This window comes from Acinetobacter sp. CS-2, assembly GCF_016599715.1.
Lineage (GTDB): Bacteria > Pseudomonadota > Gammaproteobacteria > Pseudomonadales > Moraxellaceae > Acinetobacter.
Genome location: NZ_CP067019.1, coordinates 251,994 through 265,807 on the forward strand (window position 1 = coordinate 251,994; position 13,814 = coordinate 265,807).

Genomic DNA, 13,814 nt, shown 5'->3' on the forward strand with positions numbered 1-13,814 from the left:
AGCGTTGTATACTGAGGTTGATAACAAGCATCGGTGTGACACCGGAAAGACTATAAAAAATTAAAGGATTAAGAGGATGATAATTTATATTTTGGTCGGAAGTTTACTTCTGTTTGGCATTCTGTTGAAGGCTTGGAAAAGTCTGGAAGGTAGTGCTAAACAGCAAGATAGTGCTTTAAAACAAAGAGCTATTTTTAATATTAGTGAACAGATCACATTTACACGCCTTAAAGAAATATTGCCGCGCAGTACTGTGTTGGCTCATGTTTCATTTGATGCCTTGTTGACGACCAAATACAGCCGTACCCGCCATAAATATCGCAATATGGTGGCAGATTTTGTGATTCTGGATGAACATCATCAGGTGCTTGCGATTATTGCATTGGATGATCCTATGGCCTTACGCCATCCGCAAAATGCCCAGTATCAGGATGCGCTGTTGGCGATGGCCGGGTATCGGGTGATTCGCTATGAAGATGTACCGGAATATTTTCAGTTAAGACAAGATTTTTTAATTGAAAACCCTACTGATTTTCAGCTAGATGAGTTAACAGAAGTTTCAATAAAAAAGTATGATTTTTATCCAGATTTGGGCCGAAAGAAAATCCGCCTGTTAGGTTAAATCACTATAAGCATGAAGACTGTTCATGCTTATTTTTTGGCTTTTAATTCGATGCACGAACAGCAGTGACAGTCATTTCTACCAGAACGTCAGGGGCATATAGTTTTGCCTCGACACAGGTGCGGGGCAGGGCTTCAATATCAGCGACCCACGCATCCCAGACCTCATTCATCGCCGCATAGTCATTTTCAATATCTTTTAAATAAATGGTCACAGACATAATTTGGCTCTTGTCTGTACCTGCATCCGCCAGCAAGCGATCAATAATTTCCAGGGTTTGCCGTGTCTGACCTTTAATATCCAGCGTGGTATCTGTAGCCAATTGACCAGCCAGATGTACTAGGTTGCCTGAAATGGCAATTTCAGAAAAGCGCTTTTCAACATGCAGACGTTGTACTGTCATAATATAAGTCCTTTATTTTCGGCATAATTGCTGCGAGCCATATCTTGGTCATACAGCCTGCAGCCAGGTAGATGGCAACATCATAATGCCATGAGCCCTTACCGTAAATCACTCATCGCGCAGTTATTGTTGGGGTATAGCTAACGCTGTACGTGCATGGAGTTAAAGTAATAGGGTAGTTATACTAAGCTATTTACGTACAGAGCTTAGGTCATTTCCTTTAAGCCTTAATGCTCAACTAAAATTATGCTATAAAATACTAATTAAAATAGGAATTTTATGAAAATAATAATTTTATTCGGCTCTATGATGCTTCTTACTGGGTGCGCTACAACTAAAATCACACCTGTACAATTAAGCCAAGGGGAAAAGATTCAAAAAGTTTGTATAAAGCATAACCATAAAGTGATAGTTCAAAATCTAGAGGACATCATTACTTCTCGTTTGGAATATCACAATATTGTTACTCAAGTTTATAGTGGGGAAAGACCAGAACTATGTGAATATTCACTCAGGTATGTAGCATATCAAAAGTGGGATTTTTCAATGGTACTTACTCAGGCACAATTAATTCTCTATAAAAATGAAAAACGAATTGGGGTTGCTGAATACAAATTACATGCTGGGGGATTATTAAATCCTACTAAGTACAAAAGTAATGAATCCAAAATAGAACCGTTAGTGGATCAGTTAATTGGGGAAATTCAATAATGACATTTATGAAAGTTAAAGTACTGGTTATTAGCGTGCTGATTTTAACTGGTTGTGCAACAGCAGATATTGTTCCTATTGGTAGAGATACCTAGATGATTTCTCAAATGTCAGCTGGTGGAGTATTTACCAATACTTCCAAACTTAAGTCAGATGTAATTTTAAGAGCTAATGCCTTTGCCGAAAGTAAAAATAAGATCGCTATCCCTGTTGCATCCACTGCACAATCTGCTGTTCCAGGTAGACTTCCTAGTTTTGAATATCAGTTTCGATTAGTTGATAAGGATGATCCTAAGCTATTGGTAATGAATTGCGCTCTACTCCTGACAAAATAAACGAAGAAAGAACCATATTGAAGCACGCGTAAGCTTCTTAAAATTGTTTCATCTATGTATATGATTTATCTAAAGCAGAAAGTCCGCCTAGTTGCGGACTTTATTGCATTATCGCCTGTCAAAAATCTATCACTGCACTATGGTTACCACAGCAGAGACTTTTAAAATAACAGGGACCAGCAGAAGATACCGTAGCAAATCGGAGTGATCGAGAGTAGCTTGTATAAAATGCTTCAGTGCAGTAGGAGATATGCTGTTTTTAGGAATTTATAGAGATATATGCAGAAGAAATGCGAGCGAGGGACCATGCGGTTCAACAGAGTTGCCCTGTAATATTCGGATTTGATCGTCACGCCAATCACAGGACAGCATGCTAAAAGTAAAGGTGATTTTTAGCATCTCGGCGGTTACATGGATAAATGTATCGCGCCCATAGAGTACCGCAAAAATCATGCTTGTGTGTAATCAATTGGTCTAATTTCATTCTTTTGGTTGAAAAACATGCAAACTCTACCAGAGAGAAAGCTGTGACTGATCTTGCTGCTCCGAAAGCTGGTACAGCCCAACGCCAATGAGACGAAACTGAAAATGTTCTGGAATATGCATTTCAATGAGTAGCTGTTGCAGTACCTGTTCCAGTTGTTGCCGATTTTGCAAAGGCTGTTTAAAACTCTTGCTGTGTTGCAAGACCTGAAAATTTTTTAGCTTGAGTTTGGCCGAAACCCCACGTGCACAGAGTTGTTTGCGCTCTAGACTGTTCCAGACCTGATCAATCAGTCGAGGCCAAGCATTCTGGCATTGTATTAAGGTCAGGTCATCATCAAAGGTGGTTTCCTTGGAAATTTGCTGGCGTTCACGTTCAACTTGTACAGGCCGTTCATCAATACCCTGGGCATAGAGAAAAAGTCGTTTGCCATATTTGCCAAAATGCTGAACCAGCACATTTTGCTCAATTTTTTGTAAATCTCCCAGCGTTTGTAATTGCAGCAACTTGAGCTTTTCTTGCATCACTTTTCCCACACCGGGAATTTTTTTTAGCGGTAAATTCTGAATAAAATGCTGCACCTGTGAGGGCTTAATGATACAAATGCCATCCGGTTTGTTCCAGTCTGAAGCAATTTTGGCTAAAAATTTATTGGGTGCTACCCCGGCAGAGGCGGTTAAACCTGTAATTTTGAAAATATCTTCCCGTATACGCATCGCAACTTCAGTAGCACTTGGAATATTTTGCAGATTTTCTGTGACATCCAGATAAGCTTCATCTAAAGATAAGGGTTCAATCAGCGGCGTGTAACGCTGGAACACCTGATGAATCTGGGCGGAGATGGCACGGTATTTTTCAAAATTGGGTTCAATCACCACTACGTGTGGACAAAGCTTTCGGCCTTGTGCCATCGACATGGCAGAGCGCAATCCAAACTCGCGCGCAGGGTAGGACGCTGCACAAATCACGGCCCTTGGATGATGGGAAGACACGACCACCGGCAAATGCTTTAACTCCGGTCGGTCTTTGAGTTCCACAGATGCAAAAAAGGCATCCATATCGATGTGAATGATTTTTCTCATGCAGTCCCAAACTCTGCCTGTATGCGCTGGGCTTCAGTATCTCATCTTCATGGGTCAGATTGTAGAGCAGGATCAAGTGGATACGACACAGGTTGACTAAGTAAAACCAGCCGGGTGTTTTGTTGCTCCGCTGCTTGAATCAGAATCTTGAGGCTTTGCTCGGTGTGATCTGCCAGATAAGGTAAAAATTCCAAAGGCTGATCAATCGGCTGGAAAAAGTTATCCCAGTGAATTGGCATCACGACTTTATGCTTTAAGCTTCTCAGGGTTTGATCGAGATAGTGCTGCTGAAATTCTTTCGATTGGCGTGACAGTTGGGCAATGCCTAAAAATAGCGTATCGACTTGCAAGTTCCTGAGTTGATCTGGAATGGCACCAGTACCGGCTTTGACTAAAATACGATGTCCTGAATGTTCAATCAGATAGTCAAAACTATGGCCTTCTTTAAATTCAGAAAAACGGGCAGGAAGTTGCAGAGGCTGTTTAATTTCCTCACCGAGGTCATTATTGACTGCTGTTGCTGGCGTATGCTGGGAGGGAATGGTCATTACTTTGAATTGCCCAAAACTGATGAATTTAAAAGACTGAACCTGGATGAGTTGCTGTTCTGCAATATGGCCGCCACGGGCGATATTTAAGGTGCTGCTTGAACCGATAATTTTCGTATTTGGAAGTCTTTTGCCAAGTTCGGCAATATCCAGCGTATGGTCATAATGTGAATGGGTCACCAGTATGGCTTGGGTTCGCTGTAACTGCTGCTGTTGCACGATATGTTGAATGACTTGAGGCTGACTTTGAATTTTGCTGAACAGCACCTCTGCAATGGAAGGACGACTAAAGAAACCGTCAATTAAAATTTGGGTTTTGCCATTATCGAACAGTAGGGTGGAAATGCCAAAGAATTTGACCTGGAGCTTTGAAGACGGCGCTGTTTTTTCAGAGGGTGAATATTACCATTTTTGAAAATCAGACACCTGACCTGAAGGCTGCAGCAGCAAAACCATTGCAGCTACTCCAACGAGTATGCTGATGCCTACTCCCACAACAGCCAAAATCCTTTTTGATTTGCCATAAATTTCCCGTTTTTATGCAGTTTGATTTTTTATTGGGATTAGAGAAGTGGAGTTATCTTGTTATTTTTTCGGTAAATTTTCCACCTTGTTCAGTGGATAGATTCCATTGCGTTCTAAAAATCGTGTCCAGTCATCCTCATCACCATTAAACACATTTAAGTCGACGGTTTTGTTAATGCCCTTGATGGTACCCTGATTGGTATGCTGCCAGAACAGCCATTTTGGCTTGCCTTTTAAATCCGGTTTGCCTTTGTATTCACGTACCCAAAGAGGTGTTTTTATAAATTCCCCAGCCAGAATAATGTTATAGAAGGCTTTGGAGGTATAAAAAATCGGTTGTTTGCCATAATGCTGATACAGCCGGTCATGCATGACCTGAATTTCTTTTAGCAGTTGTTCCTTGGTATAGGTATTGATGCAGTTGCTGTCATATTCCAGATCAATCACTGGAGGCAAGGCATTGGCTTTATTGGGTACAGTTTCAATAAAATTTTGCGCCTGAACTTCGCCATCCCTGCATAAACGATAAAAATGATAGGCACCCACGGTGAAACCATGTTCACGGGCTTGCAGCCAGTAATCCTGAAATTTTCGATCTTTAAAATCACCACCTTCGGTCGCTTTCAGATAAACAAATCGATAGGTTTTGGGTGAAATCTGTTGCCATTGAATGTCGCCCTGATGATGCGATACGTCAAAACCTTTGACCGGATACTCCTGTGCCGAAGCAGGATTATGATGAAACACAAAAACATACAATACGATTGCAACACAGCTCAGCAACAGGCCGATGCAAGAAGCATACAGTTTGTGATGATGGTGCTTGGCAAATCGTTTATTAGACATAGATAATTTAGGCGTGATTTATCAAACACATGATAACGCGATCTTAACATTCAGACCACGTTGTTTCTGATGTCATCTGATTCTACTTAGGTGTGACGTGGAATTTGCCAGAAAATGGCTGCGGTAATCAGATTAATGCAGCCGAGGAAAATCAGTGTGGTATGGAAAGCTGTCACGATCTGCTCGCTACCGAAATAGGCGGTAAACAGGTTGACCAAGGTTCCGGCCAAAGCCACGCCGATACTCATCGATACCATCATGATCATTGACAAAAAGCTGTTGCCACTACTGGCATCTTGCTGAGGTAAATCCTTCAGGGTCAGGGTATTCATGGAGACAAACTGCAAAGAATTTAGTATGCCGAAAACAAAGAAATGTAAGGCTCTTAACCAAGTTGGGGTATCCGCCGTAGTGAGGGCAAAACTGGCAATACATGCTCCGACCAATAAGGTATTGACCAGTAATACCTGGCGATACCCAAAGCGTTGAATAATCTGGCGAATAATCGGCTTGGAAGCTAGAGAACCCAGTACTGTCGGAATCATCAACAGACCGGTAATAAATGGCTCAAAGCCAAAGGCAACCTGCAACATCAGCGGAATTAAAAAAGGTATCGCGTTGCCGCCTAAGCGGGCAAAGAAATTACCGATAATGCCTATAGCATAAATTTTATTGCTAAATAATGTACTGCGGAACAGCGCATTGTGATGTGTATGGGCATGAATGGCATAGATAATCGCTGCCAAGACACCCGCAAGTACCAGACCTATACTCCACCATAGCGATTGATGGGGGCTGGCAAAATTTTCAATGCCCAGTGAAAGTCCCACCATGGCAATCACCAGCAAGATAAAACCTGAAAAATCAAAAGATTTGACAGCAGGTTCAGTGACGTTCGGCATGGCCTTCAAGGTAATTAGAACGCCTAACAGTCCCATCGGAATATTAATTAAAAAAATCCAGTGCCATGTTGTCACTTCGACCATCCATCCGCCCAATGTCGGACCAATCAAGGGACCCATCAGACCAGCTAAACTCATCAAGCTCATGGCAGATAAAAACTGGGTACGCGGAATGACCTTGAGCATTGCCAGTCGGCCTACAGGAAGTAACAATGCACCGCCAATGCCCTGAATGACTCGATAAAAGAGCAGCTGGTTTAAACTGCTGGATAGTCCGCAGCCCAGTGATGCCAAGGTAAAAATAATAATGGCCGCAAAGTAGGTATTGCGCACACCAAAACGGTCGGCCAGCCATCCGCTTAAAGGAATACAGGCAGCGACCGAAAGCACATAGGCCACCACCACACTATGCATCTGGAGCGGATCTTCAGCCAGATTGGCTGCCATGGCGGGAATTGCCGTATTGACAATGGTGGTATCCAAACCTTGCATAAAAAAACCGATTGATACCAACAACACTAACAGGCGGAATTCAGGTTGTAGGGCTTGATGCGAAGGAGTGGCGTTCATAACAATATTAAAGTGATTTTTTACAGAGTTTAAAGCAATCCGTTTAAAGTGGTGTAAGAAAAAGTTGTGCTATCCATTATGGGATAGCACTGTCTGGAGTTCACTTTTTATGTCCTGGTTTGGACTTAAATGGCAAAGTGTTGTGGTGCATCCAGATTTTTAATGGCATTGAGAATCTGATCGGCATGATTGCAGATAATCAGTTTGGCCCGATGCTGCGGCGGTAAAAAGCCTTCACTGACCGCATGATCCAGCTGGCTCACTAGGGCATCATAAAAGCCATTCACGTTATAGAGCATCATCGGTTTTTGATGCTGATTTAACTGTCCCCAGGTGGCAATTTCCAGAATTTCTTCAAACGTGCCCAAACCACCGGGTAAAGCGACAAAAGCACTGGCACGCTTAGCCATCATGGCCTTGCGTTCATGCATGCTTCGTACAATGTGTAATTCGGTGAGCTGATGATGCGCAATTTCATAATCCAGCATAAATTCAGGGATCACCCCGACGGTTTCACCGCCACGCTGTCTGACGGCATCAGCCACTTGCCCCATGAGGCCTATACTTGCGCCACCATAGACCATGCCGAAACCCAGATCAGCCAGTGCCTGAGCCAAAGCTACGGCTTTTTCCTGATAAATTGGTTTATTGCCTGAACGTGAACCACAGTAGAGTGCAATTAAAGGTTGAGTTGTTTTGGGAGTAGGATTGTTATGTTTGGGAGTCATTTTTAATACACTGTTCATCATTATATTTTTACCATAGCATTTTATTTTTTCAGTCTCTAGCTTAACTGTTAAATATGACAGGTCGTGATCAGCCTTATACCAACCTTGCAAAGATTTGTTGAAATTGGGTGAGCAAAAAACAGCGCAGTGAGGAAAAGAGGATGAATTTCTACTTCATCTTGCTATACTAAAAATCTGTTTTCCAACAAATGAATTAACATGGGTAGTGGTTGTCCTCACTCTGAACACTTCAATGCTTCTGAAAAAAATATACAGCATGCTGTTCATCGCATATTCAGCGATTTTAATATGAACCTTCTAAAATCAGTCCCTCATCATCCTGCACAGGAGAATATCCAATGATCTTGGAATGGATGTCAGATCCATCAGCATGGATTGGACTGGCAACTTTAGTGGTTCTAGAAATTGTACTGGGTATCGACAACCTGGTTTTTATTGCCATTTTGGCGGAAAAACTGCCCCCAGAACAGCGTAATGCAGGCCGTATCGTCGGCTTGATTATGGCTTTGTGTATGCGGTTGATTTTACTGGCTTCCATTGCCTGGGTGGTGACCTTGACCCAGCCACTGTTCCATGTTCTGGATCATCCTTTTTCCGGCCGTGACCTGATTCTGCTGTTTGGTGGCATATTCCTGCTGTTTAAAGGCACCATGGAATTACATGAGCGTATAGAAGGTGCTCAACCGCAGAAAGAAGAAAACCCGGTGCATGCCGCATTCTGGATGGTGATCGTTCAGATTGTGGTACTGGATGCCGTATTCTCTCTGGATAGCGTGATTACCGCAGTCGGCATGGTCAAAGACCTGTCGGTGATGATGATTGCGGTGGTGATTGCAGTCGGCATCATGCTGTGGGCATCTAAACCACTAATGACCTTTGTCAACAGACATCCGACCGTGGTGATTCTGTGCCTCGGCTTCCTGATGATGATCGGCTTTTCACTGATTGTTGAAGGCTTCGGTTTCCATATTCCTAAAGGCTATTTATACGCGGCGATTGGTTTCTCTGTGGTGGTGGAATTTATCAACCAGACTATGCGCCGTAATCAGGAGCGCATGGTGACCACGACGGACCTGCGTTACCGTACTGCTTCTGCCGTGATGCGTATGCTCGGGGGTAAAAGTGAATCGCAAAACAATGAAGCCGAAGATGTGCTGGCGACACGTGCCTTTGCCGATGAAGTCTTTAATGAAGAGAACGGGGTTTACCATAGTGTGCTGGTGCAAGGTGTGCTGGGGCTGTCGGAACGGCCTGTGAAATCGGTGATGACACCGCGTCCGGAACTGGAATGGATTGATCTGGATGAAGATGAAGCCTCCATTAAAGAACAGTTATTAAGCATGACCCATTCACGTTTGATTGTGGCACATGGTGAACTGGACAATATTGCCGGTATAGTGCTGACCCATAAAGTCATGAACGACTACATCGAAACTGGAAAACTGAATTTTGAAGCGCATTTACGCGAGCCGGTGATTGTGCATGAAAATGCTCAGGTGTTGATGGTAATGGAACAGTTGCGTCAGGCACCGCTGCAAATGGCAATTGTATTGAATGAATACGGTTCGATTGAAGGGCTTGCTACCCCGATTGATGTGCTTGAAGCGATTGCCGGTGAATTCCCGGATGAAGATGAATTTGAAACAGCTGCAGAAAGTCTGGAAGACGGGACTTTAATCCTTGAAGGTTCTACCGATATTCGTCATGTTTCCTTGTTGTTAAACCGTGATCTGGTAGATGAGTCTGAACAGTATTCAACCTTGTCCGGTTATATCCTGTTCCATCTGGGGCGTTTGCCGGAAAGTGGTGCCAAATTGCAGGCAGATAAACATATTTTTGAAGTGGTGACGATGAATGGCCATAAAATTGATAAGGTTCATATCATCCCGCTCAATCAAAATCAGACGGAAGATTAATTTCACCTGCACAGCTGATCTTTATCGATGTTGAATTAAAATAGCCCGCATTGTCGGGCTATTTGATTATGAGGGTCTGTTGACATTTCATAAATGGCTTGCGTTGTAGGCTAAAATTGATCAGACAAGGAATGAAATGCAAAGAATGGTGGTTCCATTTTTAAATTTCATAACGAAGTCTGGGATAATTTTAGCCACAACCCTTCGGGACTAGAGTATTTTTTGACGCTACGTCGTTGTGAACTACGCATTTAGAATGACTAAATTTTGTAGTTCACGCCTTGTATCCTCTAAAAAATATTCGTAGTCGCAAACATAGACGAAGTGTTAACAGACCCTAATCTAAGTTGGAAAAAATTGATGTCAGAAACAGAATGTCCATGTGGTCGAGGTGATTACGCCAGCTGTTGCCAGCCTTTACATTTGGGTCAGGCCAAAGCACACACTGCAGAGCAATTGATGCGTTCGCGTTATAGTGCCTTTGCCAAACAGGAAATTGACTATATTGTGAAAACCACGGCCTTAGGCCAACAACAAGCGCTGGATGTGGCAGCCATTGCCGAATGGAGCAAGGCCAATCAGTGGCTCAAGCTGGAAGTGGTTCAAGCCCAGGAAAAACTGGACAAGCACCATGCCCAGGTTGAATTTAAGGCACATTATCATGATAGTCAGCAAGCACAGGTTCATCATGAAATTTCCCATTTTGTGAAACATGAAGGGGCCTGGTATTTCCTTGATCCGACCACAAATATGCAAATCACCATGAAACAGCCGTGTATTTGCGGTTCAGGGAAAAAATTTAAGCAATGTTGTGCGCAATTTTTGTAATTTTCATCTGAATTTGCCTTAGAATAGCGCGCATCGATAACCCTCAGTGGAAGCAGGGCAATGTTGCTATTGGTCATTTATATTATCGCAATTACGGCTGAAGCCATGACAGGGGCACTGTCGGCAGGTCGGCGCAGTATGGACTGGTTCGGGGTAACGCTGATTGCCTGTGTGACTGCACTGGGTGGTGGCTCGGTTCGCGATGTACTGCTTGGGCACTATCCTTTGACCTGGGTGAAGCATCCGGAATATCTGGTGTTGACCTGCTGCGCAGCCTTTGTCACTATCCTGATTGCCAAATGGATGCGCCATTTACGTTCCATCTTCCTGATTCTCGATGCTCTGGGTTTAATCGGTTTTACTATTATTGGCTGCCAGATTGCCTTGCAGATGGGGCATGGTTTTGTGGTTTCCGCAGTTGCCGGTGTGTTGACTGGAGTTTCCGGCGGTATTCTGCGCGATATTTTGTGTAATGATGTACCCTTGGTATTCCGCCGTGAATTGTATGCCAGTATTTCTTTTGTTTCCGTGATCTGTTACTGGATTTGTCAGGATATCGGTTTCTCTCTGGAAATCACTGTCATTTCCACCTTAATCTTCGGTTTCTCTTTACGCTGCATCGCTATCTATTTTGGTCTGGAAATGCCGAAATTTATTTATAAAGATGACGATGACCAGTCCGCATCCTCCAAAGATGCTTCCTAGAATATTGCCTTAATATGATGAATGACTGACGAAATGAGCGGTCATCATCTGCAAATTGGCGTATAAAAATTAATACAATAGGACTTACGCATTGACGGATTCAAAAAAGTATTAAAATACTTTATAAAGTATCTGTGATCAGACGAATTAAACATGCTTCTACAGCAACTTGTACATTACCCATTTATATGGGCTTTCTCATGACAGAACCGAACTCTATTAGCTGCACACAACTTGCCGAGACTTATAATATCTCGCATGATAGTGTAAATCGCTTTCTAGAGCGTGAAGACTACACACCTCACGACCTATATCAAGAATCAATTCAACATATTGATAATAATAAACTTATAGTCAGTATTGATGATACTGTTTTAGATAAACCATATAGTCAACATATGGACTTGGTTAGCTATTTTTGGTCAGGCAAACACCACCGATCCGTCAAGGGTATTAATCTCATTACCTTGTATGCGACAGATCGAAATGGTCAAAATATTCCAATTAATTTCCGAATTTATGACAAATCTGAAAGTAAAACCAAGAATGATTACTTTATGGATATGTTAAGTGAAGTACTCAGTTGGGGTGCAAAGATTCAATTTATTACAGGTGATAGTTGGTATTCATCGACTGGAAATCTAAAAACCATAAGAAAATATGGTATTCGATTTATGTTTGGTATCGACTGTAACCGTAAGGTTTCCCCAGAAAAAGGACAATGGTTTCAACTGCGCTTATTGCCAGATTTCCATCAGGGTCAAGTGATCTGGCTCAAAGATTTTGGCTTTGTACAATTATTTAAGACTCAGTTAAAAGAACAGCAGAGGTTTTATATTGTGCATCAAGATGAAGATGATTTATTGTCCTTTGAAGGTTTTCATGAATTACATTCAAGTCATTGGAAAATAGAGCAATATCACCGGGTGATTAAACAGGTTTGTCATATTGAAAAGTTTCAAGTAAGACGATCTAAACTGATTTTGAATCATATTTTTTCAGCCTTGATGGCCTACGTTGAGATACAAAAGAACCAGTTTGAGCGGATCTTTGAAAATATATATCGTTGGCAGAAGAAATTATTTAGACCAATTATCAAAAACTTCATTGATGACTTTATTCTCGATAAAAATCATCTGCTACCACAGAGAATCTATAAGTAATAGTGCGTAAGTCCTATACAATTATAAATCCTGTTGGGAAAGCAGCATGCATTCTTTCACCAAATCAGAGCTCTTGTTATGGATTTAGTCTCACGTATACAACGTTTACCGATTGGTAAATTTCACTATACCTTGCTATGGGTGATTGGTCTGGGCTGGATGTTTGATGCCATGGATACCGGATTGATTTCCTTTATTCTGGCCAAAATGGCGGAAGACTGGGCCATGACGCCGGATGATAAAAGCTGGGTGGTTTCCATTGGTTTTATTGGAATGGCCATTGGTGCAGTGTGTTCGGGAGCCCTTGCCGATCGTTGGGGGCGTAAAACGGTTTTTGCCTCAACTTTAGTGATTTATAGTCTGGCAACCGCTGCCTGTGCTTTTGCACCGAACCTGACTTGGTTGCTGGTGTTCCGTTTCATTGTAGGGCTTGGACTGGGTGGTCAGCTACCGGTGGCCGTGACGCTGGTGAGTGAATATATTCCTGCCCATGTCCGTGGCCGCTTTATTGTGCTGCTGGAAAGTTTCTGGGGTTTGGGGTGGTTGGTGGCAGCATTGGTTTCGCGGTTTGTGATTCCCGATTTTGGCTGGCATGCTGCTTTTCTGATTGGGGGTATTCCTGCGCTGTATGCGATTGTGATCTGGAAAATGGTGCCAGAATCAGTGCCTTACTTAATTAATCGGGGTCGACATAAAGAAGCGCATGCTTTGGTGAAAAAAATTGAAGCGCAATGTGGCGTGGAAGTGATTGAAATTTTTGAAGTCAAACCGGTGGCCGAAAAGCATGACATTAGCTTCTCTCAACTCTGGTCCGGCATTTTTGCCCGCCGTACCCTGATGCTATGGCTGATCTGGTTTGGTATTGTATTTTCCTACTACGGTATTTTTACCTGGCTGCCAAGTTTACTGGTCAAAGAAGGCTATACCATTGTGAAGTCTTTTGAGTATGTACTAGTGATGATTCTGGCCCAGTTGCCGGGTTATATTGCCGCGGCATGGCTGGTGGAAAAACTGGGACGTAAGGCAACATTGGCGGGTTTTATTGCCATGTGTGCAGTCTCTGCCTACTTCTTTGGTCAATCCGACAATGTGACCCAGATTGTGGTATGGGGCTGTTTGATGTCCTTCTTTAACTTGGGCGCCTGGGGTGTTTTATACACTTATACCCCAGAACAGTATCCAGCCAATATCCGTGCCTTTGGTTCGGGCTGGGCCGGAGCGATTGGCCGTATTGGTGGTATTTTCGCGCCATTTGCTGTCACCCATATAATGGTGCTCGACCATGGTTTCAGCTATGTCTTTATGATGTTTACCGCCGTTTTAATTGCCGTGGCACTGATTATCCTGCTGCTGGGTGAAGAAACCAAAGGTAAAACTTTAGAGTCGATTGGTTTATAAAATTGCTGATTTTTGGGTTGATTGGCC

Annotated in this window: 13 protein-coding genes and 1 pseudogene; 8 read left to right on the top strand and 6 right to left on the bottom strand. The window is 42.8% G+C overall.

Translation table 11 applies throughout. The annotated features are described in order from the left end of the window. Positions 1 to 76: 76 nt before the first annotated feature. Positions 77 to 622 carry a DUF2726 domain-containing protein gene (locus tag JFY49_RS01150; RefSeq protein ID WP_166169649.1) on the top strand — a complete coding sequence of 182 codons (546 nt, stop codon included), beginning with the start codon at positions 77 to 79 and terminating at the stop codon, positions 620 to 622. A gap of 43 nt (positions 623 to 665) precedes the next feature. Here the strand turns inward: JFY49_RS01150 and JFY49_RS01155 are convergent, their stop codons facing one another. Further along, complete coding sequence (locus tag JFY49_RS01155) at positions 666 to 1,025, bottom strand: RidA family protein (protein ID WP_200223501.1); 360 nt, start codon at positions 1,023 to 1,025, stop codon at positions 666 to 668. Positions 1,026 to 1,304: 279 nt separating this feature from the next. On the opposite strand from JFY49_RS01155, the gene JFY49_RS01160 reads away from it, so the two are divergent. Next, positions 1,305 to 1,736: an Sbal_3080 family lipoprotein gene (locus JFY49_RS01160; RefSeq protein WP_200223502.1), complete on the top strand. Its 432-nt coding sequence runs from the start codon at positions 1,305 to 1,307 to the stop codon at positions 1,734 to 1,736. Between the two features lie 95 nt (positions 1,737 to 1,831). Further along, entirely contained in the window at positions 1,832 to 2,071 is a 240-nt protein-coding gene (locus tag JFY49_RS01165) for a hypothetical protein (RefSeq protein WP_180080796.1), read from the top strand. 510 nt (positions 2,072 to 2,581) lie between these two features. On the opposite strand, the gene dinB is transcribed toward JFY49_RS01165, so the two are convergent. The 5 genes and pseudogenes from dinB to JFY49_RS01190 form a co-directional block, all read right to left on the bottom strand. After that, positions 2,582 to 3,637 (bottom strand): DNA polymerase IV, encoded by a 1,056-nt coding sequence (dinB, locus tag JFY49_RS01170; RefSeq protein ID WP_180174154.1) that lies wholly within the window; start codon positions 3,635 to 3,637, stop codon positions 2,582 to 2,584. 47 nt (positions 3,638 to 3,684) lie between these two features. Then, a pseudogene (locus tag JFY49_RS01175) lies at positions 3,685 to 4,692 on the bottom strand (MBL fold metallo-hydrolase). A 78-nt stretch (positions 4,693 to 4,770) separates the two neighbouring features. Beyond that, entirely contained in the window at positions 4,771 to 5,556 is a 786-nt protein-coding gene (locus tag JFY49_RS01180) for a GH25 family lysozyme (protein WP_180080807.1), read from the bottom strand. An 86-nt stretch (positions 5,557 to 5,642) separates the two neighbouring features. Continuing rightward, positions 5,643 to 7,028 carry a multidrug transporter subunit MdtD gene (mdtD, locus tag JFY49_RS01185; protein ID WP_180080809.1) on the bottom strand — a complete coding sequence of 462 codons (1,386 nt, stop codon included), beginning with the start codon at positions 7,026 to 7,028 and terminating at the stop codon, positions 5,643 to 5,645. A gap of 125 nt (positions 7,029 to 7,153) precedes the next feature. Beyond that, a complete protein-coding gene (locus tag JFY49_RS01190) occupies positions 7,154 to 7,774 on the bottom strand; it encodes a TIGR00730 family Rossman fold protein (RefSeq protein ID WP_180080875.1) in 621 nt (206 codons plus the stop codon). A gap of 341 nt (positions 7,775 to 8,115) precedes the next feature. On the opposite strand from JFY49_RS01190, the gene JFY49_RS01195 reads away from it, so the two are divergent. The 5 genes from JFY49_RS01195 to JFY49_RS01215 all read left to right on the top strand — a co-directional run bounded on the left by JFY49_RS01195 (position 8,116) and on the right by JFY49_RS01215 (position 13,787). Then, the gene (locus JFY49_RS01195; RefSeq protein WP_200223503.1) at positions 8,116 to 9,693 is read left to right on the top strand and encodes a TerC family protein; all 1,578 of its coding nucleotides are present in this window, start codon (positions 8,116 to 8,118) and stop codon (positions 9,691 to 9,693) included. 360 nt (positions 9,694 to 10,053) lie between these two features. Then, positions 10,054 to 10,521, top strand: a complete 468-nt coding sequence (locus tag JFY49_RS01200) for a YchJ family protein (RefSeq protein WP_180080811.1) — start codon at positions 10,054 to 10,056, stop codon at positions 10,519 to 10,521. A gap of 60 nt (positions 10,522 to 10,581) precedes the next feature. Then, positions 10,582 to 11,226 (top strand): trimeric intracellular cation channel family protein, encoded by a 645-nt coding sequence (locus JFY49_RS01205; protein WP_086195155.1) that lies wholly within the window; start codon positions 10,582 to 10,584, stop codon positions 11,224 to 11,226. A 134-nt stretch (positions 11,227 to 11,360) separates the two neighbouring features. Beyond that, positions 11,361 to 12,389, top strand: coding sequence for a transposase (locus JFY49_RS01210; protein WP_086197162.1), 1,029 nt, complete (start codon positions 11,361 to 11,363; stop codon positions 12,387 to 12,389). 78 nt (positions 12,390 to 12,467) lie between these two features. Further along, positions 12,468 to 13,787, top strand: coding sequence for an MFS transporter (locus JFY49_RS01215; protein ID WP_180080813.1), 1,320 nt, complete (start codon positions 12,468 to 12,470; stop codon positions 13,785 to 13,787). Positions 13,788 to 13,814: the final 27 nt, after the last annotated feature.